The sequence below is a fragment of the Devosia rhizoryzae genome, assembly GCF_016698665.1.
Lineage (GTDB): Bacteria > Pseudomonadota > Alphaproteobacteria > Rhizobiales > Devosiaceae > Devosia > Devosia rhizoryzae.
Genome location: NZ_CP068046.1, coordinates 954,077 through 977,848, shown reverse-complemented (window position 1 = coordinate 977,848; position 23,772 = coordinate 954,077). Strand labels below are relative to the sequence as shown.

Annotated in this window: 30 protein-coding genes and 1 tRNA gene; 20 read left to right on the top strand and 11 right to left on the bottom strand. The window is 61.9% G+C overall.

Annotated elements, in window-relative coordinates:
• Positions 1 to 17: 17 nt before the first annotated feature.
• Positions 18 to 101: transfer RNA gene (locus JI748_RS04875), tRNA-Leu, on the top strand.
• Between the two features lie 14 nt (positions 102 to 115).
• Here JI748_RS04875 and JI748_RS04870 read toward each other — a convergent pair.
• Both JI748_RS04870 and JI748_RS04865 read right to left on the bottom strand, forming a co-directional pair.
• Positions 116 to 619 (bottom strand): hypothetical protein, encoded by a 504-nt coding sequence (locus JI748_RS04870; RefSeq protein WP_201635606.1) that lies wholly within the window; start codon positions 617 to 619, stop codon positions 116 to 118.
• Positions 620 to 675: 56 nt separating this feature from the next.
• Positions 676 to 1,701 (bottom strand): PAS domain-containing protein, encoded by a 1,026-nt coding sequence (locus tag JI748_RS04865; RefSeq protein WP_201635604.1) that lies wholly within the window; start codon positions 1,699 to 1,701, stop codon positions 676 to 678.
• A gap of 294 nt (positions 1,702 to 1,995) precedes the next feature.
• Between JI748_RS04865 and JI748_RS04860 the strand changes: the two genes are divergently transcribed.
• A complete protein-coding gene (locus JI748_RS04860; protein ID WP_233280613.1) occupies positions 1,996 to 3,756 on the top strand; it encodes a methyl-accepting chemotaxis protein in 1,761 nt (586 codons plus the stop codon).
• Between the two features lie 3 nt (positions 3,757 to 3,759).
• On the opposite strand, the gene JI748_RS04855 is transcribed toward JI748_RS04860, so the two are convergent.
• From JI748_RS04855 to JI748_RS04840, 4 genes are read right to left on the bottom strand one after another with little or no spacing between them, the layout of a single operon-like run.
• Positions 3,760 to 4,059 carry a hypothetical protein gene (locus JI748_RS04855; protein WP_201635600.1) on the bottom strand — a complete coding sequence of 100 codons (300 nt, stop codon included), beginning with the start codon at positions 4,057 to 4,059 and terminating at the stop codon, positions 3,760 to 3,762.
• Positions 4,056 to 4,241, bottom strand: coding sequence for a hypothetical protein (locus JI748_RS04850; protein WP_201635598.1), 186 nt, complete (start codon positions 4,239 to 4,241; stop codon positions 4,056 to 4,058). The genes JI748_RS04855 and JI748_RS04850 overlap by 4 nt, the downstream gene beginning before the upstream one ends.
• A 51-nt stretch (positions 4,242 to 4,292) precedes the next feature.
• Positions 4,293 to 4,790 carry a xanthine phosphoribosyltransferase gene (gene gpt / locus JI748_RS04845; protein ID WP_201635596.1) on the bottom strand — a complete coding sequence of 166 codons (498 nt, stop codon included), beginning with the start codon at positions 4,788 to 4,790 and terminating at the stop codon, positions 4,293 to 4,295.
• 57 nt (positions 4,791 to 4,847) lie between these two features.
• Positions 4,848 to 5,618, bottom strand: coding sequence for a competence/damage-inducible protein A (locus JI748_RS04840; protein WP_201635594.1), 771 nt, complete (start codon positions 5,616 to 5,618; stop codon positions 4,848 to 4,850).
• Between the two features lie 116 nt (positions 5,619 to 5,734).
• Here JI748_RS04840 and map point away from each other — a divergent pair, with 116 nt between their 5' ends.
• Together map and radC are read left to right on the top strand one after the other, a co-directional pair.
• Positions 5,735 to 6,568, top strand: coding sequence for a type I methionyl aminopeptidase (gene map, locus JI748_RS04835; protein WP_201637044.1), 834 nt, complete (start codon positions 5,735 to 5,737; stop codon positions 6,566 to 6,568).
• Entirely contained in the window at positions 6,568 to 7,326 is a 759-nt protein-coding gene (radC, locus tag JI748_RS04830) for a RadC family protein (RefSeq protein ID WP_201635592.1), read from the top strand. Before map ends, radC begins: the two co-directional genes overlap by 1 nt.
• On the opposite strand, the gene JI748_RS04825 is transcribed toward radC, so the two are convergent.
• The 3 genes from JI748_RS04825 to JI748_RS04815 form a co-directional block, all read right to left on the bottom strand.
• Positions 7,312 to 8,544, bottom strand: a complete 1,233-nt coding sequence (locus JI748_RS04825; protein ID WP_201635591.1) for a GNAT family N-acetyltransferase — start codon at positions 8,542 to 8,544, stop codon at positions 7,312 to 7,314. The genes radC and JI748_RS04825 overlap by 15 nt on opposite strands.
• A gap of 109 nt (positions 8,545 to 8,653) precedes the next feature.
• Entirely contained in the window at positions 8,654 to 9,388 is a 735-nt protein-coding gene (locus tag JI748_RS04820) for a cytochrome c biogenesis CcdA family protein (RefSeq protein WP_325166897.1), read from the bottom strand.
• Between the two features lie 87 nt (positions 9,389 to 9,475).
• Positions 9,476 to 9,871, bottom strand: coding sequence for an SRPBCC family protein (locus JI748_RS04815; protein ID WP_201635587.1), 396 nt, complete (start codon positions 9,869 to 9,871; stop codon positions 9,476 to 9,478).
• A 111-nt stretch (positions 9,872 to 9,982) separates the two neighbouring features.
• Between JI748_RS04815 and rpe the strand changes: the two genes are divergently transcribed.
• The 4 genes from rpe (at position 9,983) to JI748_RS04795 (ending at position 13,039) form a co-directional block, all read left to right on the top strand.
• Positions 9,983 to 10,663: a ribulose-phosphate 3-epimerase gene (gene rpe / locus JI748_RS04810; protein ID WP_201635585.1), complete on the top strand. Its 681-nt coding sequence runs from the start codon at positions 9,983 to 9,985 to the stop codon at positions 10,661 to 10,663.
• Positions 10,664 to 10,672: 9 nt separating this feature from the next.
• Positions 10,673 to 12,004, top strand: a complete 1,332-nt coding sequence (gene purB / locus JI748_RS04805; protein WP_201635583.1) for an adenylosuccinate lyase — start codon at positions 10,673 to 10,675, stop codon at positions 12,002 to 12,004.
• Positions 12,001 to 12,549, top strand: coding sequence for an RBBP9/YdeN family alpha/beta hydrolase (locus JI748_RS04800; RefSeq protein ID WP_201635581.1), 549 nt, complete (start codon positions 12,001 to 12,003; stop codon positions 12,547 to 12,549). Before purB ends, JI748_RS04800 begins: the two co-directional genes overlap by 4 nt.
• A 202-nt stretch (positions 12,550 to 12,751) precedes the next feature.
• Positions 12,752 to 13,039, top strand: a complete 288-nt coding sequence (locus tag JI748_RS04795; protein WP_201635579.1) for a DUF1344 domain-containing protein — start codon at positions 12,752 to 12,754, stop codon at positions 13,037 to 13,039.
• 53 nt (positions 13,040 to 13,092) lie between these two features.
• Here the strand turns inward: JI748_RS04795 and JI748_RS04790 are convergent, their stop codons facing one another.
• Positions 13,093 to 13,416: a DUF1476 domain-containing protein gene (locus JI748_RS04790; RefSeq protein ID WP_201635577.1), complete on the bottom strand. Its 324-nt coding sequence runs from the start codon at positions 13,414 to 13,416 to the stop codon at positions 13,093 to 13,095.
• A 200-nt stretch (positions 13,417 to 13,616) separates the two neighbouring features.
• Here JI748_RS04790 and purC point away from each other — a divergent pair, with 200 nt between their 5' ends.
• From purC to grxD, 11 genes are all read left to right on the top strand, one after another.
• Entirely contained in the window at positions 13,617 to 14,381 is a 765-nt protein-coding gene (purC, locus tag JI748_RS04785) for a phosphoribosylaminoimidazolesuccinocarboxamide synthase (RefSeq protein WP_164534159.1), read from the top strand.
• Between the two features lie 18 nt (positions 14,382 to 14,399).
• Complete coding sequence (gene purS, locus JI748_RS04780) at positions 14,400 to 14,642, top strand: phosphoribosylformylglycinamidine synthase subunit PurS (protein WP_211200728.1); 243 nt, start codon at positions 14,400 to 14,402, stop codon at positions 14,640 to 14,642.
• 395 nt (positions 14,643 to 15,037) lie between these two features.
• Positions 15,038 to 16,108, top strand: coding sequence for an acyltransferase family protein (locus JI748_RS04775; protein WP_201635573.1), 1,071 nt, complete (start codon positions 15,038 to 15,040; stop codon positions 16,106 to 16,108).
• A gap of 94 nt (positions 16,109 to 16,202) precedes the next feature.
• Complete coding sequence (purQ, locus tag JI748_RS04770; protein ID WP_201635571.1) at positions 16,203 to 16,871, top strand: phosphoribosylformylglycinamidine synthase subunit PurQ; 669 nt, start codon at positions 16,203 to 16,205, stop codon at positions 16,869 to 16,871.
• A 7-nt stretch (positions 16,872 to 16,878) separates the two neighbouring features.
• Positions 16,879 to 17,517 (top strand): Pr6Pr family membrane protein, encoded by a 639-nt coding sequence (locus JI748_RS04765; RefSeq protein ID WP_201635569.1) that lies wholly within the window; start codon positions 16,879 to 16,881, stop codon positions 17,515 to 17,517.
• A complete protein-coding gene (gene purL, locus JI748_RS04760; RefSeq protein ID WP_201635567.1) occupies positions 17,514 to 19,739 on the top strand; it encodes a phosphoribosylformylglycinamidine synthase subunit PurL in 2,226 nt (741 codons plus the stop codon). Before JI748_RS04765 ends, purL begins: the two co-directional genes overlap by 4 nt.
• 79 nt (positions 19,740 to 19,818) lie before the next feature.
• Positions 19,819 to 20,418: a hypothetical protein gene (locus JI748_RS04755; RefSeq protein WP_201635565.1), complete on the top strand. Its 600-nt coding sequence runs from the start codon at positions 19,819 to 19,821 to the stop codon at positions 20,416 to 20,418.
• A gap of 80 nt (positions 20,419 to 20,498) precedes the next feature.
• Complete coding sequence (locus tag JI748_RS04750; protein WP_201635563.1) at positions 20,499 to 20,732, top strand: BolA/IbaG family iron-sulfur metabolism protein; 234 nt, start codon at positions 20,499 to 20,501, stop codon at positions 20,730 to 20,732.
• On the top strand, positions 20,732 to 21,052 hold the full coding sequence (locus tag JI748_RS04745) for a DUF6665 family protein (RefSeq protein WP_201635561.1): 321 nt from the start codon (positions 20,732 to 20,734) through the stop codon (positions 21,050 to 21,052). Before JI748_RS04750 ends, JI748_RS04745 begins: the two co-directional genes overlap by 1 nt.
• Before the next feature lie 23 nt (positions 21,053 to 21,075).
• Entirely contained in the window at positions 21,076 to 21,621 is a 546-nt protein-coding gene (locus JI748_RS04740; RefSeq protein WP_201635559.1) for a hypothetical protein, read from the top strand.
• A 96-nt stretch (positions 21,622 to 21,717) separates the two neighbouring features.
• Complete coding sequence (gene grxD / locus JI748_RS04735) at positions 21,718 to 22,053, top strand: Grx4 family monothiol glutaredoxin (protein ID WP_201635556.1); 336 nt, start codon at positions 21,718 to 21,720, stop codon at positions 22,051 to 22,053.
• A 48-nt stretch (positions 22,054 to 22,101) separates the two neighbouring features.
• Here the strand turns inward: grxD and JI748_RS04730 are convergent, their stop codons facing one another.
• Positions 22,102 to 22,392, bottom strand: a complete 291-nt coding sequence (locus tag JI748_RS04730; RefSeq protein ID WP_201635554.1) for a Dabb family protein — start codon at positions 22,390 to 22,392, stop codon at positions 22,102 to 22,104.
• A 145-nt stretch (positions 22,393 to 22,537) separates the two neighbouring features.
• Between JI748_RS04730 and JI748_RS04725 the strand changes: the two genes are divergently transcribed.
• Positions 22,538 to 23,755 carry an MFS transporter gene (locus JI748_RS04725; RefSeq protein ID WP_201635552.1) on the top strand — a complete coding sequence of 406 codons (1,218 nt, stop codon included), beginning with the start codon at positions 22,538 to 22,540 and terminating at the stop codon, positions 23,753 to 23,755.
• Positions 23,756 to 23,772 lie beyond the last annotated feature (17 nt).

Sequence of the window (23,772 nt, the reverse complement as noted above, 5' to 3'; positions counted from 1 at the left end):
ACGGGCTACCGAGCCAAGCGGGCGTGGTGAAACTGGTAGACACAAGGGACTTAAAATCCCTCGGCTATGCCGTGCGGGTTCGATTCCCGCCGCCCGCACCACCCACCGCGCACGATCAACGAGGCCGGGTGAAACTGTCCTCGATCCGCTCGATGATCGCGTCGTAGCGAATTTTGTCCGAAACCGGATAACTGACCTCGAAGCCGGAAAAACGTTCCCCGTCTGCGGAGAACAACACCTTGGTGTAAAAGATCAACGGCTCCACGCCTTCGATCTGCGATTGCGAAAAGCCTGATAGCACAAACCACGATCCGCCTTCTGCACGGTAGGTAATCTCGCGGTTCGGATCGTCTGCCGAGAGCCGGGCAGCGAAGTCGTCCAACGTCATCCCAGCGGCATCGCCGCTATAGAGGGTGATCTGCCCATCTCCGTCGGTCTCGAGGAAGAGCTGGGAGGGCGTGTCACTTTGCGCCGAAGGCTCGAAGAGGCCGAAGGGCAACTCAACCGAGAAGCCGTTAAGCCGGTCGTCATATCGCTCCCAACCCGCGCCTGACTGCGCTAGGGAGGCAGTCGAGAGTGCGAGACAAACCAACGCTGCTGCAACTACCGGTTTGATCATGGCAGACCTCCATTGCCTTACTCAGCAACGAGCAAGGTCGCGTGAAGGCTCCAGACTCATCCCGAGTTCGAATCGGACACGCAGAAACGTCCGTCTTCGCCGCGCCAGATCTTGAGCCCTGCTTCCCGGAACGCGAGCATCACAAGGCGCATGCTGTCGCCCTGTCCCTGCGACATCTCGTTGCCTTCGAGCCGGCGAATGGTCGAGACCGAAATGCCCGCTTTGGCCGCCAATGTCTCGGCGGTCCAGTTCAAGAGGGCGCGGCAGGCCCGTAGTTGACCCGACGTCAAGGTTCGCAGTGCACTTTCGCCGAGCGCCGTAGCGGGCGAAACATAATGGATTTCAGCCGCTGAAAAACCGCCCCAGTAGGGATCGGACGAGTGCTCGGGCAGAAACGGCAGACCGGCGGCATGAAGCGCCCGATACTCTCCATCGCTCATCAGCATGCGGCCATCAAAACGAAAGGAACGCTTGTTTGCCACCGCATCGCGCCACGCAGCTGGCGTCCGCGCAACATCATCGGGGTGAACGACGTCGCGCCAGTTGATGCTGCCGCCGGTTTTCTTCAGATCGTTGTGCTCGTCAGCGCTAAAGCGTTCGATCAGCCGTCCATCCTCGTCGGCGATCCAGAAGGCAGCATTCATCAGTCGCGCCAGATTATAGATCAACCCGGTGAGATGGCCCGTCCTGCGCTGCAGCGCATGGCTCTCCGAAATGTCGGACACGACCGCAACGACGCGAGTGACGACCCCATCCCGGTCGAAAAAGCTGCGCGCCTGACTACGGAGGCACCGCAGCTGGCCATCCGGCCGGATGATGCGGAAGCGGCGATCGGCTTGCCGGCTGTCGATTGCCAACTTGTTGGCGTCGTCAACAGCCAGGCGATCCTTTGGATGAACCAGTTGCTCGATAAAGCCCGGGTCGAGCTGAACACCCGCCGGATTGACGCCGACAAGATCGAAGAAACCTGGAGAACAAGTGAGCCGGGCGTCGGCAACGGTCCAGGTCCAAAAGCCGATATGCAGCGCACCCTCGGCAAGTCTCAGCCAGTCCTCAGGCTGGCGAGCCACACGTTCATTCATCTTAGTCTTCCACGACAGGCGATTTCGACAGCCTGGCCAGATACGAACCGACCACGCTGCAAAGTTTCAGTGATTACGTCTGCAACGGCGTGACCGGATCAATCGGAATCATGACAATTCTTAACCGCTTTGAACCGGTGACACTTTTCCCTTCAGCAAGATGGGTGGAAAACGTTCGGGATGACGTGCCGATCAGCCACTTTCCTTCGCGGCGGGAAGGAATTACCAGTCCATCGCTAAGGTATCTCACACCATGCACTGATAATGTGGCCCAAACATCATCAGGGGCCGAAAGTGGACATTCGCCTTTTTAACACTGCGCGGCGGACCGTCGCGGAGCAAAACCAGTCATTGCTGGACGCCATTTCGCAGTCTCAGGCGATCATCGAGTTCGCGCCAGACGGCACTATCATGCATGCGAATGCAAATTTTCTGCGCGTCATGGGCTATAACCTCGCCGACATCAGCGGCAAGCATCACCGTATTTTCGTTGACCCGGCAGAAGCCTCCCTGCCCGCCTACCGCCAGTTTTGGGAAGAACTGGCCGCAGGCAAATACCACACCGGCGAGTTCCGCCGGCTTGGCAAGGATGGGAACGAGGTCTGGATACAGGCCAGCTACAATCCGGTCTTCGGCCAGGATGGAAAGCCCATACGGATCGTCAAGCTCGCCAGCGACATCACGGCGCAAAAGCTCGCCAGCGCCAATGCCGCCGGCCAGATCGAGGCCATCTCGCGCTCCCAGGCTGTTATCGAATTCACCACCAGCGGCGAGATCATCTCCGCCAACGAGAACTTCTGCACCGCGCTCGGCTATCAGCCGAGCGAACTTGCCGGTCAGCACCACCGGCTGTTTATTGAACCCGAGGAGGCCCAAAGCTCCGGCTATCGCGCCTTCTGGGCCGCCCTGGCACGCGGTGAATTCCAGGCTGCCGAATACCGCCGCGTCGGCAAGGGCGGCCGCGAAGTCTGGATCCAGGCCACCTACAACCCGATCTTCGACGCCCAAGGCCGCGTCCTCAAGATCGTCAAATACGCAACCGACATCACCGCGCGCAAAATGGCGGTGAACTTGCTTGGTGCGGGTCTTGAGCGGCTCGCAGGTGGTGATCTTCAAGCCAGGATCGAGACCCAACTGGAAGGCGAACTCGAACAGGTCCGCACCGCCTTCAATCACACCATCCAGCGCTTTGCCGAAATCGTCACAAGCCTGCGCCAATCCTCGGGCGCCCTTCGTTCGGCAACCGGCGAAATCCTCTCCGGCGCCAACGATCTAGCCGAACGCACCACGCGCCAGGCAGCGGCGATCGAGGAGACCAGCGCCGCTATGGAGCAGCTCGCCACAACGGTCACCCAGAACGCCCAGCGCGCCGAGGCCGCCCGCGGCAAGGCCCGTGCCGTGTCCAGCACCGCCGAGGAAAGCGGCGCCGTCATGGAAGAAGCGCGCCAGGCCATGGAGCGCATCTCGACCTCTTCGGCCAAGATCTCCAACATCGTCGGCGTCATCGACGACATCGCCTTCCAGACCAATTTGCTTGCACTTAACGCTTCGGTTGAAGCCGCGCGTGCTGGCGATGCAGGCAAGGGCTTTGCCGTCGTCGCCGTAGAGGTTCGCCGCCTGGCTCAATCGGCCGCCACGGCTTCCTCGGAGGTGAAAGGCTTGATCGAGCGTTCCTCGAGCGAAGTCGCCACCGGCTCGCGCCTCCTCTCCAGCGCCGCCGATCGCATCTCGGCCATGCTCGACGATGTGCGCGAAAACACAAGCCTCATCGATGGCATCGCCACCGCCAGCAAGGAACAGTCCGGCGCTCTGGCTGAAGTCACGGCCGCCGTTCGCCAAATGGACCAGATGACGCAGGACAATGCCGCGCTGGTGCAGGAAACCAATGCCGCCATCGAGCAAACCGAAGGCCAGGCCGGCGAGCTCGACCGCATCGTCGAAGTGTTTACGGTCCAGCAGGACGCGCCGCCGACGCGCCATCAACCCGCCGCTCGCCCAGACCGCCAGTGGCGCAGCGTCGGCAACACGGCGCTTAAGGACTGGGCCGAGTTCTAGGCCTCAAACCTGGTCGGGGTACTTGTCCTTGGTTTCTCCGACCAGCCTCGCCAGCTCGGAAAAGTCCGGCACCCCGGTCTCGCTCTGGTTGGCAATCGCCAGCAGTCGCGGCGCAAACGCCACGGCATCGCGCTGCGCCGAACTCAGCTCTTCCGTACGATAATCGCCGAGCGCCGTCTGCTCGGCCTTGCGCAAGGCCGTATCTAACTCTTCCCGGGAAACGACGCCCTTTTGCACCAGCAAATCGTTGATCGAGGCGAGGGCGAGGTAGAGCCCCTCAAGCTGCAGATTGGCGATGTTCATTTCCCGGATTTCTCCGGCTGCTGATTGCCCTGGTTCTGCCGCTGCTTGCCATCGTGAATGGCATTATTGGGGTAGATGTCGTGCTTAGGCTTGCGCCCGACCGGCGCCATCTCGTCATACCCGCCCTCATCGGACGGGTGCGGATCGTGTTCGGTGGTGGTGATATTGCCCTTGTTGGACATGGCAAAGCTCCTCTTTGCCGTTCCAATCCGCAAGGGCGCCGCCAAGTTCCGTCAGTCGGTACCGCCCGAAATCGGCGCCACATAGGCGACGTCGAGGTCCCACGGGAAGAAAATCCAGGTGTCCTGGCTCACTTCGGTGATGAAGGTGTCGACGAGGTCCCGCCCCTTGGGCTTGGCGTAAACGGTCGCAAAATGCGCCCCCGGCAGCATGTCGCGCACGACGCGCGCCGTGTTCCCCGTATCCACCAGATCGTCGACGATCAGGATCTTGCCGCCCTTGGCCGAAAGATCGAGCACCGGCTGGCTGATTTCCTTGAGCACCTTGATGCCGCTCTGGTTCTGGTGATCGTAGCTCTTGCAGGCCACAGTCTCGACCGTGCGGATGTTAAGCTCACGCGCAACGATCGCCGCCGGTACAAGGCCACCGCGGGCAATAGCGACCACGGCATCGAATGTCCCAAGCCCCGCCAGGCGCCAGGCGAGCGCACGGCTATCGCGATGAAACTGGTCCCAGGTGACGGGAAACGACTTCTGGCTTGGATTGCTCAAGGGAGTACTCCTGGGAAACAAGGCGCCGTGCTTAGCAAAACTGCGCCAAAACGCCAGTTATTCTTGCGGCAGGGCAACCCCCGCCTTTTGGTGGATATCCACAACCATCGCCCGCACCGCCGCGCTCGCTTCGGCAAGCCGCGCCTCGTCTGATGAGCGCAGCACGAGTTCGACCATCACCTTGTCGCGGCTCATCTGCGGATAGGAGCCCATCTTGACGTCCGGAAACTCCGCCTGCAGCGCCGCCAGGGGTCCACCCAGCGTCCCCTCGCCCACCGCGCACTTGATGCTGACCGACGACACCTTCTTGCCACCCTGGAGCGTCGGCGCCAGCGCTTCGAGCATCGCCCACATGATCACGGGCACCCCTGCCATCACATGCACATTGCCGATGCGGAACCCTGGCGCGGCCGAAACCGAATTGACGATGAGGTCCGCGCCCTCCGGAATGCGGGCCATCCGCAAGCGCGCCTCGTTGACCTCGGTGCCGGTCTGCTGCCAGCGCGCTTCCAGCATTGCGCGCGCCTGCGTATTGATCGGCAACGCCACGCCAAAGGCCTGCGCGATGGCGTCGGCGGTGATGTCGTCATGTGTCGGCCCGATGCCGCCCGAGGTAAACACATAGGTGTAGCGGCTGCGCAGGGCATTCACCGCTTCGACGATGTGGTCCATCTCGTCGGACACTACCCGCACTTCGGTCAGATCGATCCCCAGATCTGTGCAAAAATCGGCCACAGCGCCGATATTGACGTCCTTGGTGCGGCCCGAAAGAATTTCGTCGCCGATGACGATCATGCCGGCGGTGACGCGGGTTTCTTTCTGGGTCATGAGAGCTTTCCTTGGGGCTCATCACCGATGCATTGCGGGCGATGCCCAAGTCAAGCGAGCTTGCTCTTCCAATCAGCGCCCGCTCCCCCTATTTTGCCGGGAGGAGACTGCTCATGATTACCTATGTCGACGCATCCAGCCGCGCCCGCCGCACCTCGGGAGTGATCCCGATCCACGGCGAAGAAGGCTTTGCCGGCATGCGCAAGGCCAGCGCGCTTACCGCCCAGGCGCTCGATATTTTGACCGAGTTCGTCGAGCCCGGCGTCCCCACCGCCAAGCTCGACCAGATCGCCCATGAATTCGCGCGCGATCATGGCGCCGTACCGGCGACCATTTTCTACAAGGGCTACCGCCACGCCCTCTGCACCTCGATCAATCATGTCGTCTGCCACGGCATCCCCGATGAGCGCCCGCTGCGCGAAGGCGATATCGTTAATATCGACCTGACCCTCGTCGTCGATGGCTGGCACGGCGATTCGAGCCGCATGTATCCGGTCGGCGAAATTTCGCGCAAAGCCGAGCGGCTGATCGAAGTCACCTATCAAAGCCTCGATGCCGGCATTGCCGCGGCCAAGCCCGGCGCCACCACCGGCGATATCGGAGCCGCCATCCAGGCCGTCGCCGAAGGCGAGCGCATGAGCGTCGTCCGCGACTTCGTCGGCCATGGCCTCGGCCGCCTCTTCCACGACGAGCCCAACATTCTCCATTTCGGCACGGCCGGCACCGGCGTCCCGCTCAAGCCCGGCATGATCTTCACCATCGAGCCGATGATCAATCTCGGCCGCCCGCACGTCAAAATCCTCTCTGACGGCTGGACCGCGGTCACTCGCGATCGCACGCTTTCGAGCCAGTGCGAGCACTCGATCGGCATCACTGAAACCGGCTACGAAATCTTCACGACCTCCCCGGCCGGCCTCTTCAATCCCCTCGCTGCCCGGGCCGCCGCCTGATGCCCAAGCGCCCCGACCAACTTGGCGAGGCGCCTTTCCAGCCTTTGGACGACGACGTCGAAGCGGTAACCACCGCCAAACCGGTCGATGATCACAAGGGCCACCGCGAGCGCGTCCGCCAGCGTTTCATCAAAGCCGGCGGCGAAGCCTTCGAGGACTACGAACTCCTCGAAATGGTCCTGTTCCTGGCCATTCCCTACAAGGACACCAAGCCGCTCGCCAAAGCCCTGCTGCGCGAATTCGGCTCCTTCTCGGCGGTCTTTTCGGCCAGCCACGTGCGGCTGTCGAAGTTCCCCGGCCTTAGCGCCAGCTCCGCGGCAAACCTCAAGGTCATCCAGTCCGTCGCCGCCCGTTTCGCCCGCGAAGGCATTGCCGACGACAAGCCGATCCTGGCCTCATGGTCGCAACTGCTCGACTACTTCCGCAGCCAGATGGCCTTCGAAACCGTCGAACAGTTTCGCATCCTCTTTCTCGACAAGAAAAACCGTCTGATCGCCGATGAAGTGCAGCAGGTGGGCACCGTCGACCACACCCCCGTCTATCCGCGCGAGGTCATCAAGCGCTCGCTCGAACTCTCGGCTACGGCGCTGATCCTAGTGCACAACCACCCCTCCGGCGACCCTGCCCCGTCTTCTGCGGATATCCGCATGACCCGCGAAATCGCCGACATCGCCAAGCCGCTCGGCATCGTCCTGCACGACCACATCATCGTCGGCAAAAGCGGCCACGCCTCGCTTCGCGGGCTAAAGTTGATCTGACGTCGGCTTGTCGCGGCCAAGCAAATGGTCGATTCGCTGCGACAACTGCCGCAACCTCGGCTTCAGCCCCGCACTCGCCTTCGCTTTCGCCCGCAGCGCCAAATACTGCCGATGCGCCACGCCTGCCGCAAAGCCTAAAGGCGTCAGCGCCACATAATGCTGGCGCAGCGGCACCTGCACATTGCACCAGTGCCGCTTCTCGTCGGTGAACCCAGCGCCCATGTCGAAGACGCGAGTGCCCCGATCGAACACCGTCTGCATCACCCGCAACAGGTTCTGCTTGCCCGGCGACCCCGTCTGCAGCCGCTCGCATTCTGCCATTGACGAAATCAGGCAAAACATGCGCTCGCCATGAACGATATTGTAGCGCACGGCGACGACATCGCCGTCGAGCCGCAGCGTGTGGATACGCACGTCGATGCCTGAACCGGGGCAGAGCGCATCGCGGTAAAAGCTGATCAGCCCGTCACAAACAAAAGGATCGCGGATATTCTGCGCCTTGAACCGGGCCGAGCGCTGGCGGAACATGACGTCCACCGCTTGATAGGCCACCGCCGGATCGGTCACCTCTTCGAACTCGACCTTGCCCAACGCGGCCAGCCGATCGCCCTGCTGCCGATCATGCTTGCGGCGACTGCGGCTGCGCTGCTCGCTATCCGCTTGCTCCCAGGATGCAAAGGCCGCGCGAAAAAGCGTCTCCGTCGTCAAACTCGTCCCGAGCTGACCGAACAAACCTTGGTGCCCACCGACCTCCGCGGGCATGGACCTGAGGAACAGAAGATCGGCGCCACCGAGCTTGCGCGTCATCGCGCGCCACAGCTTGGCCCGGCCACTTGCGCCCATCCCAGCCAGAAGCTCCGTATCGGTCACCGGCGCATAGCAACCGACCTGCGAACCGGGAAACCAGGTATAAACATGCAACCCGAACATGCGCTTGCGGTGCAGCGGCAGAAGGACGACGGCCTGTCCATCCACCTCGCCGACCACATAGCACTGATCTTCTTCAGCAATGCCGCGGTTGTTTACCCAATGCCGGATGAAGTCGTAGCACTGGCCAGGCGACTCGATCGCTCCAGCGGAGAGGCTACGCCAAACCTGCTCGACCTCTTCGATCCGGCGCGTGACCCGCACCGTGATCTCGGCGCGCGATGGCGCCGCAACGAGCGGCTCGACAAAGCTCCCCGTTGCCCTCGCAACGGCCTGACCCAAAACTGCCACTCTGTTCGTCCTCGCCCGAGATCGGTGCCGATCATCAGCGCGAGGGGTAAATCAGAGCTGAAAAAGTTCCGCGGAAACGCTGCGCATCTGCGCACAAACCCGATGAGGGTTACCCAAAGGTTGCCAGCACCGGGAAGGTCTCGAGGAACCAGAACGAGATCCGGGTGAAATTGCCGGTAAGAAACAGCACGCCGGTCACGATCAGCAACCCGCCCATGACCTTTTCGACCACACCCAGATGCTTCTTGAAGCCCTGGAAGAAGGTCAGGAACGGCCCGATCGCAATACCGGCCAGGAAAAACGGAATGCCGAGCCCCAGCGAATAAAGCCCCAGCAGCGACGCACCCTCCCAGGCCGTGTCACGGCTCGCCGCGACCGAAAGAATAGCCGCCAGCACTGGCCCTATACAGGGCGTCCAACCCACCGCGAAAGCAAGGCCCAGGAGGAAGCCGCCACCCGGACCGGACGCGACGCCCGGACCATTGTGGCGCAGTTGGCGATCCAGAAGACCAATCCGGAACACGCCAAGAAAATGCAGCCCCATGGCGATGATGACGATACCCGCCACCGGCGTCAGGATCGGCAGCAGCTGCCGGAACACCTGGCCGAAAGCCGTCGCCGTTGCGCCCAGCGTGACGAACACCACCGAAAAACCGAGGATGAAAAACAGCGACGTCACCGCCACCCGCGCCGTCAGCTTGCCCGGCGAACCGGCCTCGGCGCGCAGCTGGTCATAGCTCGCGCCACTCATATAGGTGAGGTAAGGCGGCACCAGCGGCAGCACGCATGGGCTTAGAAAACTAAGAACACCGGCGCCGAGCACCAATGGCAGCGAGAATTCCACGAGGATGACGCTCCTTGAACCGGCCCTGTGTAACGCGTGGCGCGCGTAAGGCAATGAGCCCGCTCGTCGCATCGCGGGCTTGTGAGCCTAGCGCTCAAGAATAGCCTTGAGCGTATCGAGATCCTTCTGGACCATCCCCGCGTCGCGTTCGAATTCGGCGTCGGTCATGCCACGCTCCTGCAGAAGCAGGAACGTTACCTCGGCGCCATCTCCATTGGGCATGACGCGGCTCGCCACATGCACGACCGCATCGCCCACATGGACGTCGTGATCGATCACGCCAAACGCATTGGCCGGGCAAAAATGGATGCGAATGGCGTTGCCTTCCTGCCGAGCGACCCAATAGTCCCCCTCTGGCGCGAAATCATTGCCGAGCCCGGCGGCCCACTGCGTCATGTTCGCCGGATTGGACGCAAAAGCGTAAACCTCCTGCCAGTCGCGATTGATGGTGACGCTGATCGTCCGACTGTTAAAGCTCGGCATCGATTTCTCCTGCTTGATCTCACCATAGGGCGGGCGCCGACACGCGCCAAGCCTTGCCCCCTGCTCTGTCGCGCGCTAGAGCACCCCTATCCCCTCCGGCCGAGGTGCCTCATGTCCAGCCGCCCCTTCCGCATCGCGCCCTCGATCCTCTCCGCCGACTTCGCGCGGCTGGGCGACGAAGTGCGGGCCATTGCCGAGGCGGGCGCCGACTATATCCACATCGACGTCATGGACGGCCACTTCGTCCCCAACATCAGCTTCGGCGCCCCGATCATGAAGGCAGTGCGCGGCGTGACCGACAAGGTCTTCGACTGCCACCTTATGATCTCGCCGACCGACGCCTACCTTGCCGATTTCGCCAAGGGCGGCGCCGATATCATCACCGTGCATGCCGAAGCCGGTCCCCATCTCCACCGATCGCTCCAGGCCATTCGCGCCCTCGGCAAGAAAGCCGGCGTCGCCATCAATCCGGCGACCCCTGTCTCCGCCATCCAGCACGTCATCGACGATGTCGACTTGGTGCTGATCATGAGCGTCAATCCCGGTTTCGGCGGTCAGAGCTTCATTCCCGCCAGCCTTGAGAAAGTGCGTGAGGCAAATAGGCTGATCGGCGGAAGAAATGTTGATCTCGAGATCGACGGCGGGGTGAGTGCTAGCAATGCGCTAGCACTCAGGGAAGCTGGCGCTAACGTTCTTGTCGCCGGATCCGCCATTTTCGCTAGCAACGATCCCTCCACTTATGCCGCCCGCATCGCTGCCATCCGCAATGCCGCAACCTCTCGAACCGTTTAGGCTAAACCCATGATCCCGCGCTATTCCCGCCCCGAAATGGTCGCCAACTGGTCGGCCGAAAGCCGCTTCGCCATCTGGTTCGAGATCGAAGCCCACGCCACGAGCAAACTGGCAGAGCTCGGCGTCGTCCCCAAGGAAAGTGCCCAGCACATCTGGGACGTGATGAACGTCCGTAAGTCCCAGTACGGCCACTACAATTTCGACGTCGACCGGATAGACGAAATCGAGCGCACCACCAAGCACGACGTCATCGCCTTTCTGACTCACCTCTCCGAGATCGTCGGCCCCGAAGCCCGCTTCGTCCACCAGGGCATGACCTCGTCCGATATCCTCGACACCACCCTCTCGGTCCAGCTCAAGAACGCCGCCGACATCCTCATCGCCGATATCGATGCGCTGCTCAAAGCCCTCAAGCGCCGCGCACTCGAGCACAAGAACACCATCACCATCGGCCGTTCCCATGGCATCCATGCCGAGCCCACGACCTTCGGCGTCAAGCTCGCCGAAGCCTATGCCGAGTTCACGCGCAACCGCGCCCGCCTGGTCGCCGCCCGCGACGAGATCGCGACAGCCGCCATTTCCGGCGCAATCGGTACCTTCGCCAATATCGACCCGCAGGTCGAAGAATACGTTGCCGAAAAGCTTGGTCTTGCGGTCGAACCGGTCTCGACCCAGGTCATCCCGCGCGACCGCCACGCCATGTTCTTCGCCACACTCGGCGTCGTGGCCTCCTCGATCGAACGCGTCGCCGTGGAAATTCGCCACTTGCAGCGCACCGAAGTGCTGGAAGCGGAAGAATTCTTCTCGCCCGGTCAAAAGGGCTCGTCGGCCATGCCGCACAAGCGCAATCCGGTGCTGACCGAAAACCTCACCGGCCTCGCTCGCCTTGTCCGCGGCATGGTCACCCCGGCGCTCGAAAACGTCGCCCTCTGGCACGAGCGCGACATCTCGCATTCCTCGGTCGAACGCATGATCGGCCCTGACGCCACCATTACCCTCGACTTTGCCCTCGCCCGCCTCACCGGCGTCATCGACAAGCTCGTCGTCTACCCGGAAAACATGCGCAAGAACCTCGACCTTCTGGGCGGCCTCCACAATTCGCAACGAGTGCTGCTCGCGCTGACTCAGGCCGGCTACAGCCGCGAGGACAGCTACGCCGCCGTCCAGCGCAACGCCATGAAGGTCTGGGAGCACCGCGGCGACCGCGCCGGCCTTTTCGCGCAAAATCTCAAGGACGATCCGCAAGTGACTCTGAGCGATGCGCAAATCGACGACATGTTCGACGACGGCTACCACCTCAAGCATGTCGACACGATCTTTACCCGGGTCTTTGGCGCATGAGGATTTCCGAAGCTGACATCCTGATCTTGCCGGGCCTCGGCGGCATCAAGCCGGGCCATTGGCAGACGCGCTGGGCCGAAAAAATGGCTACCGCCGCGATCGTTGAACAGGCCGAGTGGTGGGAGCCCGAAGCCGACGACTGGATTGAGACCATCATCGCGGCATGCCGTCTCACGACGCGGCCCGTCGTGCTGGTCGCGCATTCGACCTCGGTGTCTGCAGCCGTCCACGCGGCCCCGCGCCTGCCCGACAACGTCCGCGGCGCCTTCCTCGTCGCTCCCACCGATGTCGAACTCAGCCCAGCAGCGCCCGAGGCCACTTACGTCTTCCGGCCCATCCCACGCGACCCGCTACCCTTCCCCTCCATGGTCGTCGCCTCCAGCAATGACCCTTACGTCACGCTCGAGCGCGCGGTGGAGTTTGCCAATTGCTGGGGCTCCGACTTCCACCAAGCCGGCGAAGCGGGCCACATCAACGTAGAATCCGGCCACGGCCCCTGGCCCGAAGGCCTCCTGATGTTCACCCGGCTAATGCAGCGGATTTGACGGTTTCGCTGCTCCGGAAAATGGCAAAATTCTGCGGTCGCGGAATTAAATATTCTTAACTTGAGAAGGCATCTCGGCAGGCTCATACCGAGATGGCTGATCAGGAGCCGCCGGCGGATCGAACGAGCCGCGACGCGACGACCCTTGAAGATTAGCGGATAGGGCCGCGCATCGGCCCGGCATGTCTCATGGAGACGTCATCATGCGCAAATTCATCGTTCCCCTTGCTCTCGCCCTTCTTGCCGCCGCACCTGCCGCGTCCTTTGCCGCTACCGCAGCCCCCGCGGCAACGGCACAAGGCGAGCAGACCACGTCTGGTGTGATCAAGCTCGTCAACCCGACCGCGCGTTCGCTCGAGCTTGCGGACGGCAGCTGGTACTACATGCCTTTCGACTTCAAGGCGCCCGATATGAAGGCGGGCGACAAGGTGACGGTTCACTGGCACAGCAATGGCTCTGCCCACGACATTACAAGTGTCGATCTTGGATAAACAAAAAAGGGGAGCCTCGCGGCTCCCCTTACTTCTTGCGCTGGGAAATGACCTCAGCCCTCGTTAGCGATCTGCTCGTTGGCGACATGCACCAGGCTCTGCATCTTCTGGCGAATCACGTCGTCGCCGACATTGACGCCCTTGGCCTTGAGGTCGCCCGAGACCTTGCGGAACACATCTTCATCGCCGGCCTCTTCGAAGTCCGAGGCAATCACCTGGGCGGCATAGCCCTTGGCTTCTTCGGGCGAGAGGTCCATCAGTTCGGCGGCCCAGATGCCCAGAAGCTTGTTGCGGCGCGCTTCCGCCTTGAACTTCTTTTCCGCGTCGAAGGCGAACTTGGCTTCCTGGCCCTTCTTTCGATCGTCGAACCCGCTCATGGTCTCTCCCATATGGTTGGCGTGCCGGTTCCGGCAGTCGCTTTGGACATAGGTTGTTCGGAAGCCCAAATCAACGTCTCCGGGGACGCTGCGACCTCATAGCTATGGCGGGAGTGTGGCCGAAATGCCCTTGCTTTTGCCGCCCGTTCTGGCGCATGAAGCGGCCAATTCACCCACCTTTTCCTGGCAGCGGATTCCCCATGAACCGTCGACGCAAAATCTACGAGGGCAAGGCCAAGATCCTGTTCGAGGGTCCTGAGCCGGGCACGCTGGTCCAGTACTTCAAGGACGATGCCACCGCCGGTAACGGCGCCAAGCACGAAGTGATCGACGGCAAGGGTGTGCTGAACAACCGGATCTCCGAGTTCATCTTCTCCAAGCTCAACGATCTGGGCATTCCCACCCACTTTATCCGCCGCGTCAACATGCGCGAGCAGCTGATCAAGGAAGTGGAGATCATCCCGCTCGAGATCATCGTGCGCAATGTCGCCGCCGGCTCGCTGGTCAAGCGCCTCGGTCTTGAGCCAGGCACCCGCCTGCCCCGCTCGATCATTGAGTTCTCCTACAAGGACGACGCGCTTGGCGACCCGATGGTCTCCGAAGAGCACATCACCGCCTTCGGCTGGGCCACTCCGGCCGAGCTCGACGACATCATGAGCCTTGCCGTCCGCATCAACGATTTCCTCACCGGCCTTTTCATGGGCGTCGGCATCCAGCTCGTCGACTTCAAGATCGAAGTCGGCCGCCTCTACGAAGGCGACCTGATGCGCATCGTTCTGGCCGACGAAATCAGCCCCGACAATTGCCGCCTCTGGGACATCAAGACCCGCAACAAGCTCGACAAGGATCGCTTCCGTGAAGGTCTGGGTGGGCTGGTCGAAAGCTATCGCGAAGTGGCCCAGCGCCTCGGCATTCTGGTCGAAAACGACAACGCGCTGACCACTGGTCCGCGTCTCGTTCAGTAGCTTGCAGGGACTTTTTTGATGAAAGCGCGCGTCGTCGTCACGCTCAAGAATGGTGTGCTTGACCCCCAGGGCCAGGCCATCGAAAACTCGCTCTCCAGCCTCGGCTTCTCAGGTGTTGCAGAAGTGCGACAGGGGAAGGTCTTCGACCTGGAAGTCGACGGAACCGACGTGGAGTCCGCGCGTTCCCAGATCACAGCGATGTGCGATAAGCTCCTCGCCAACACCGTGATCGAAAACTACGCGATCGAAATCTCTAATTAACGCCTCCGGGCTATACAAAATGTCGCGCTCAAGAAGAGCGCAGGACGGTACTTCTATGCGCAAAACTCTTGCTCTTTCGGTCATGTTCGTCGCTTCCCTCGGCTTGCTCTTCGCAGCCTACGCATCCGTTCCCGTCTGATCGACGCTTCGGCGCCTTCATCACTGGAAGCGCCACAAGCCTCGGCTTGCGCCCTTGCATCTTGGCTTATTTCTGACGCGCATCCTGAGATGCGCGCTGAAACGGCTTAGGCTGTTGACAGACCATCGGCTTCAAGTAATTTACAATTTAGCTTAGCGACCCGGTTACCAGCGGGCGAATTACCTGCCGCACACCAGCGGCCGTTAGCATGATCATGCACCCTCCCGCGCTACGATGCGCCAAGTTGGAGGGCATCATGCAAAATACCGGGCAGCGGCTGGATTGGGTGGACATGGCCAAGGGCTTGTCGATCTTCCTTGTGGTCATCATGTATTGCGCCGCGAGCGTCGGCGAGGACACCGGGCAGATCGGCTTCCTCCACTGGACGATCGCCTTTGCCATGCCCTTCCGCATGCCTGAATTCTTCCTGCTGTCCGGGCTGTTCCTCGGCGTAGTGATCGCCCGGCCTTGGGCCGCCTATGCCGACCGCCGCGTCGTGCACTACCTTTATTTCTATGTGCTCTGGGCCGTGATCCACATCGTCTTCAAGGAAGCGCTGCTGGCCCGCGATATAGCCGGCGCTGGCGCCTCGCTCGTTTCAGCGATCGTTGAACCCTATGGCGTTCTCTGGTTCATCTATATGCTCGCCGTCTTCGGGCTGGTCAGCAAGCTGCTGCACGATTTGCGCGCGCCCCACTGGACCGTCCTTGGTATCGCCGCCCTGCTGCAGATGGCCGACATCCACACCGGCAGCTATCTCGTCGACCAGTTCGCCGAATACTTCGTTTACTTCTACGCCGGCCACGTCTTCGCGCCACAGCTCTTCCGCCTTGCAAATTGGTCCTCAAACCACGTCGCAGCCGCACTCGCCCTTCTGGCGACCTGGGCAGTCGTCAACGCCATCATGGTCTTCTCGCCCGGCTTCCGCATGGATCCGGTCCACATCCAGATGGGCTGGGGCGCCCTGCCCGGCCTGCACCTGGCTCTGGGTCTTGCAGGCGCCACAGCGATCTGCGTTGCCGCAGCCCTCCTGAGCCAGCTGCCCGCTATGGCTTGGCTGCGTTGGCTCGGCTCCAAGTCGCTGGTCATCTATGTCGCCTTCGTGCTGCCCATGGGCGTTGCCCGCACGATCCTTCTGCGGGTCGGCATCGATGAGCCAAACCTTCTTAGCCTCCTCACCATGATCGTCGCCATCGGCACGCCACTGGTCCTCTGGTGGCTGGTGCAGCGCACCGGCATCGGCCGTTTCCTCTTTGAACGCCCCGCCTGGGCGCACCTGCCAGGCACCCGCCGCACCAGGCCAGGCGTAGCCGTGCCCGCCGAGTAAACAAAGCCGGAGCCGGTCTCATCCGAGACTTGCCTTTTTGCCGAAGACTCACCACAAGGACGCCAAGCACCCAGACAGATATGAGGATTGACCGATGAAGGCCGCCGTCATCGTATTTCCGGGCCTTAATCGCGACCGGGACATGATCGCCGCGCTGACCAAGATCAGCGGCGAAAAGCCCAGCGTCGTCTGGCATCAGGATGCCGACATCCCCGATGCCGACCTCATCGTCATTCCTGGCGGCTTTTCCTACGGCGATTATCTGCGCTGCGGCGCCATTGCCGCACGCTCCCCCATCATGGACAAGGTGCGCGAACGCGCCGCCCGTGGCGTCAACGTCCTCGGCGTCTGCAACGGATTCCAGATCCTGATCGAAGCTGGCCTTCTGCCCGGCGCGTTGATGCGCAATACCTCGCTCAAATTTGTCTGCCGCGAAGTCAAACTCGAAGTCGCAAACGCGGAGACCGCCTTCACTAGCGGCTACTCCAACGGCCAGATCATCCGCTGCCCCGTCGCCCACCATGACGGCAACTATTTCGCCGATCCGGAGACGCTGGCCCGCATCGAAGGCGAAGGCTGCGTTGCTTTCCGTTACGCCGAAGGCACCAACCCCAACGGCTCGATGAACGACATCGCCGGTGTCTTCAACGAAGCCAAGAACGTGCTCGGCCTCATGCCGCACCCGGAAAACCTGATCGAGGCCGCGCATGGCGGCAGCGATGGCAGGGCGCTCTTCGCTTCGGCCCTCAAGCAGGTGGCATGAGGGCTTGATGCTCGAACCGGCGCTGACATGGGCGGGATTGCTGCTCGGCCTCGCCGGTCTGGTCCTGCAGTTCACGATTTCGATCAGCGACATGCTGGCCAATGGCCGCGACTTGCCCGGCGCCTTGGGCGTCCTCTTCGCCTATTATACGATCCTGACCAATATCATTCTGGTGTTGATCTACCTCTCCGAAGTGACTCCGGCCGGCTGGCTCGGCCTCTTCCGCAGGCCCCTGGTGCGCGGCGCGATGGCGGCTAATATCGCGCTGGTCGGGCTCTACGTCTATTTCGTTCTGCGCTATCTCAGCGATCTGCACGGACCATGGTTCGTTGCCGACGCTATTCTCCATTACGCGGCGCCGCTGCTCTATCTCGTTTGGTGGGTCGCAACGCAAAAGCACGGTGTTCTGCGCTGGGCCAATCTGCCCCTCATGCTGCTGCCGACCCTGATCTACTTCTTCTACGCCATGGCCCGTGGCGCATGGGTGCAAGAATACCCCTATCCCATTCTCAACGCTGTTGAACTTGGCTACGGCCAGGTCGTCGTTAACGCCCTCTACATGACGGTCTTCCTCGCCGCGCTCAGCCTTGCCGTCATCGCCGCCGACAAATTCCTTGCCCGCTATTCCCGGACATCTGCTCCATGACCCTTCGCTCCGATCCCGCCATCACGCCTGACCTCGTCGCCAGCCACGGCCTCAAGCCGGACGAGTACCAGAAGATCCTAGACCTCATCGGACGCGAGCCGACCTATACCGAGCTCGGCATCTTCTCGGCCATGTGGAACGAGCACTGCTCCTATAAGAGCTCCAAGAAGTGGCTGCGCACCCTGCCCACAAGCGGTCCGCGCGTCATTCAGGGCCCCGGCGAAAACGCCGGGGTCGTCGATATCGGCGACGGTCAGGCGATCGTCTTCAAGATGGAGTCGCACAACCACCCGAGCTTCATCGAGCCCTACCAGGGCGCAGCAACCGGCGTCGGCGGTATCCTCCGCGACGTCTTCACCATGGGCGCCCGCCCTGTCGCCGCAATGAACGCTCTCCGCTTCGGCGATCCGAGCCACGAGAAAACCCGTCATCTCGTCAATGGCGTCGTCGCCGGCGTCGGCGGTTACGGCAATGCCTTTGGCGTCCCCACCGTCGGCGGCGAGGTCGAATTCGACGCCCGCTACAACGGCAACAACCTCGTCAACGCCTTCGCCGCCGGCCTCGCCGACAGCGACAAGATTTTCTATTCCAAGGCGGAAGGCGTCGGCCTGCCCGTCGTTTATCTTGGCGCCAAGACGGGCCGCGACGGCGTCGGCGGCGCCACCATGGCATCCGCCGAGTTCGGCGACGACATCGAGGAAAAGCGCCCCACCGTCCAGGTCGGCGACCCCTTCACTGAAAAGCGCCTGCTCGAAGCCTGCCTCGAGCTGATGGCCACCGGTGCCGTTATCGCCATCCAGGACATGGGCGCTGCCGGTCTCACCTGCTCCGCCGTCGAAATGGGCGCCAAGGGCGACCTCGGCATCGAACTCGATCTTGACAAGGTCCCGGTCCGCGAAGCTCAGATGACCGCCTACGAGATGATGCTCTCCGAATCCCAGGAGCGCATGCTCATGGTCCTTCATCCGGAGAAGGAACCGCAGGCCCGCGCGGTGTTCGAAAAGTGGGAGCTCGATTTCGCCACCGTCGGCAAGACCACCGATGATTTGCGCTTCCGCGTCTTCTGGCAGGGCAAGGAAGTCGCCAATCTGCCGATCAAGGATCTTGGCGACGCAGCGCCCGAATACGACCGCCCCTGGACCGAGCCCAAGATCCCGGCCGCCCTCGCGGCCACGGACGTACCGCAGATGGACGTTGCCGAGGCCCTGCTCAAGCTCGTCGGCGGCCACCATTGCTCGTCCCGCCGCTGGGTCTACGAGCAATACGACACCCTGATCCAGGGCAATTCCATGCAGCGTCCGGGCGGCGACGCCGGTGTCATCCGCGTCGAAGGCCACGACACCAAGGGCCTCGCCTTCACCTCCGACGTCAACCCGCGCTACTGCGAAGCCAACCCCTTCGAAGGCGGCAAGCAGGCAGTGGCCGAAGCCTGGCGCAACCTCACCGCCACCGGTGCCGAACCGCTCGCGGCAACCGACAACCTCAACTTCGGCAATCCCGAACGCCCTGAAATCATGGGCCAGTTCGTCAAGGCCATCGAAGGCATCGGCGAAGCCTGCCGCGCCCTAGATTTCTCGATCGTTTCCGGCAACGTCTCGCTCTACAACGAAACCAACGGACGCGGCATCCTGCCCACCCCCACGATCGGCGGCGTCGGCCTCCTACCCGAATGGGAGAAAAGCGTCGGCATCGGCTTTGTTGCCGAAAACCAGCCCATCCTCCTGATCGGCGGCCCGGCCGAACGCGGCACCCATCTTGGCCAATCCATCTACCTGCGCGATCTCTTCGATCGCCGTGACGGCGACGCCCCGCATGTCGACCTCCAGGCCGAGCGCAAGACCGGCGACTTCGTCCGCAAGCTGATCCGCTCCGGCATCGTCACTGCCTGCCACGACCTGTCCGACGGCGGCCTTGGCGTCGCTCTGGCGGAGATGGCGCTTGCCGGCGACATCGGCGCGGAAGTTACCGAGGTCAACGGTTTCGACCCGATCCAGACCTTCTTCGGCGAAGACCAGGGCCGCTACCTCGTGACGCTCAATCTCGATCCGCAGGGCGACGAGATTATGGCCCTCTGGCGCGAGGCCGAAAGCCTCGGCATCCAGGCGCCATGGATCGGCAATACCGGCGGCACGACGGTCAAGCTCGGCGAGGCTTCTGCAGTCGCCCTCTCCGACCTTCGCGCCGCCCACGAAGGCTGGTTCCCCAACTATATGAAGGGCTGATCCGGCAGCGCCCACCTTCGCCTTATGTTCGCCGCTCTTTGACGTGCTTTGCTCATCTGCGGCGGACATTTAGGAGAAGATGATGAAGCATAATCGAGTTTTGGCCGGTCTGGCCGCCTGCGGCATGGTGCTCGCGCCTGTCCTTGTTCTGGCGCAGGAAGTCTCGATTACCCGCTCCGTGCTTCAGGATCTTCCCTATACGCTGATCTATCCGGCGGTCCTCCAGGCCACCGGTGGCGGCGTTGATCCGGTGACGCTCAACCATCCCCAGGCGCCGCTTCAATGCGACATGCACGTGGTCCCCGTCGAGGATACGTCCTGGACCGTCGACGGCGCTCTTGCCGAACTCGATGACGCCGAAGTGGCCAGTGCCTGGGCCGATACCCTGCCCGGTTTCGCCGTCGCCAGCAAAGGCACCGTACAGTACCAGGACGCTGCAGCGCTGACCTATGAAGGCACCAGCACCGACTCGGCCATGGGCATGCCGCTGACCCTCGTGCACACCGAAACCGTCGCCTCCGGCCGCGGCTACGTGCTCGACTGCCTCTTTGCCGCCGACCAGGCCGAACAGGCCCGCCCCCTTGTTGACTTCATCGTCACAAATTTCTCTACTCGCGCCGATGCCGAATGCTGCATTGGCGTGACGGTAGTGGAACCGGAGCCACCGGCCGCGCAATAGCGGCTGGTTGAAGGCTGCCCCTCTGCATGCCATATCAGAGCCATAGGCCGGCTCGCCGGCAGACCACCGGGAGTTAGCTAATGGCAATGGACGCCACCGAAATCGAGCGCCGCATCAAGGCTGCGCTGCCCGATGCCGAGATCGAAATTCGCGACCTCGCGGGTGATGGCGACCATTGGGCGGCGACCGTAAAATCCGAGCAGTTCCGCGGCAAAACCCGCGTCCAGCAGCATAAGATGGTCTACGATAGCCTCCAGGGCGATATGGGCGGCGCGCTTCACGCCCTGGCTCTGCAAACGGCAGTGCCGGACTGATGGCCGGGTTGCGCGACTCGCTTGATCTCATCCGCATGGTGCGGCCCGAAGCCGGCACCAACGCGCTCGAACACGAGATTATGGGCGAGCGCGCTAATTCCCTTGGCGCTGCCGAGCAGCGCGTGATCAAAGCCATCGCCGGCCTCAATGCCGGCGACAATCGCGACCACTTTCTCGCCGAAGCACGCGAAGCAGTTTGGGCCTACTTCGTCCAGCGCGAACTCATCGGCTTCCGCCGCCACACCGATGTCATTCGCGATCTTGGCATCCCGCCCGAAGTGCTGAACGGCCTCGGCGTTATGCCGGCGAAACGCACCTGATGCCGCGGGTTTGAGGAGTTTCCATGAAATCGAGCGTCCTGTTTCTGGCAGCAACTCTGGCGATCTGTGCTGGGCCTGCCCTTGCCCAAGCGCAATGCTACCAAAGCGACCAGTTCCTAGTGATCGCCCAGGATCGGACCGACGAAGTCGGCACCGATTTCATCATCCGCCCTCCGGCGCGAGGCAAGATAGCCTGCCTCTATGAACCCACTGCGGACGACGTGGTCATCAGCAATCCTGGTGACCCGCTGCATTATGAAGAGCTCGTGGGCCAATATCTCGTGCTCACCCGCTCGACCGGGCCGGAAGGCGATCTCGTCATCTACGATCTTGCGAACTATAGCTTCTCCCCGATGCTCGATGTGGGTGCCAGCGACGATATCGTGGTGACCGAAGACAGCGTGACCTATTGGCAAGAACTGATCCGCGGCAGCGAACTCAACTGCGACACCTACGCAGAAAACACCGGGTATGACCTGGGCTCGATGATCTACGAGGAACGTGTGCTGGATCTTGCCACCCAGACAGTGGCTGCCACCGGCGAGACGCAGTGCTTGAGCACGCAATGATCGTCCTTTGACGATCTCGACAGCGCCACAGTCCTGACCTATCTAAAGGCAGAATTTAGCCGGCCCTTGAACCCGGACATTTTGAAAGGCTCCGCCATGACCGATATCAACGCCTTCATCGACGACAAGGTAAAGAATAACGACGTGTTCCTGTTCATGAAGGGCACCCCGGACTTCCCGCAATGCGGCTTCTCCGGCCAGGTCGTGCAGATCCTGGGCTATCTCGGCGTAGACTACGACAGCGCCAATGTGCTCGAAAGCCCCGAACTTCGCGACGGCATCAAGGCCTATACTAACTGGCCGACCATTCCGCAGCTTTACGTCAAGGGCGAGTTCATCGGCGGCGCCGACATTGTCCGCGAAATGTTCCAGGCCGGCGAATTGCAAACGCACATGCAGCAGGCCGGCATTCCGATCAAGCAGACCGCCTGATTGCCAGAAGATCGATGAAGGCCCTGCCCTGACCGGCGGGGCCTTTCGCTATTCGGGAACGACAATGTCGGCAGCGTAGCGCAGGTCCCGCATCGGTCGCACGATCCGCGTCGCCTCATCGTAGTTCGGATGCTTCTTGTAGGCATCGAGCGCCGCCTGATCGGCGAACTCGCCATAGACCACCACATCAACCTCGTTCCCATAAAGGTCGACCCGGCTATTGCGGCTGATCTCGAACTTGAGACTGTGCGGAATTTTCGCAAGCAAAGACAGGCCTTCGCAAATGGCGTCGATCTTGTCCGGCGACTTGGCAGTAAAGAAAACGATGTGGCGGATCATGACCTGTCTCTGATGTGCCGGGTGTCTCGCCCCGATTGATCCATCCGTCAACCCATCACCGGCGCTGATGAGGATCATTCAGGAAAATCGCTTTGCGTGATGATGTCGCAGGCGTAAGTTTCCGCTCCGTTCCGAGACTCGCGCCATGTCGACCGCCGCTCTTCGCCCCGCCGTGCCCCTGCTGGTGCTCATCATCGCCGGCTGCATCATCGCAGCCATCGGCAATGGCGTGAGAACCAGCTTTGGCCTTTTCACCCTGCCGATGACAAGCGATCTGGGCCTCACGCGTGAAAGCTGGGGCATGGCAATGGCCATCCAGAACCTCGCCTGGGGTATCGCACAACCCTTCGCCGGTGCATTCGCCGATCGCGTCGGCACCGGCCGCACGGTTGCTGTCGGCGCGCTAATCTATGCCCTGGGCGTTCTGGGAATGGCTTTTTCGCCCAGCGCCGGCCTCCTTACCATTACCGCGGGTATTGTCACGGGCGTGGGCATCGCGATTTGCTCCTTCTCCGTGGTCATGGCTGCATTTGGCCGCTCCGTGCCGATGGAAAAGCGCTCGCTGATCTTCGGGGTCGCCACCGCAGCGTCCTCCTTCGGCCAATTCGCCTTTGCGCCAATCAGCCAAGGCTTCATCAATGCCTTCGGCTGGCAATCGGCCCTTGTTTATCTCACCATGGCGCTGCTGCTGATCATTCCGCTGAGCTATGCCCTGCGCGGCCGCACTGAAACACCGGCCGGACACGCCGACCTCCCCTTCATGGAAGCGCTCGCCAAAGCTTGGGGTCACGGCTCCTACAAGCTTTTGGTCATCGGCTTCTTCGTCTGCGGCTTCCACCTCGCCTTCATCAACGTCCACATGCCCGCCTATCTGGTGCAGTGCGGACTGTCGCCGGAAGTGGGCAGCTGGACGATTGCCGTTATTGGGCTCTTCAACATTGCAGGTTCGCTGCTCGCCGGTTACCTTGGCGGCAAATTGCCCAAGCAGCTGATGCTCGCGACCATCTACTTTTCGCGCGCTGTCGCGATTGGCCTTTTCATGCTGTTCCCCGTCAGCGAGTGGACCGCCTATGCTTTTGCCGCAGCCATGGGACTGCTCTGGCTTTCAACCGTGCCGCTGACGGCCGGTCTTGTCAGCCTGTTCTTCGGCGCCCGCTACATGGGCATGCTCTACGGCGTCGCCTTTTTCAGCCATCAGCTCGGCTCCTTCATGGGCGTCTGGCTTGGCGGCTTCGTCTATGACATGACTGGCGCCTATGACCTCGTCTGGTATCTGGGCGTCGTTCTGGGCCTTGCTTCTGCGGCGCTCCACATCCCTATCAACGAGCGCTCGGTACCAAACTTCTCACTCAAGCCTGCCTGATCTATCGTCTTTCGCCG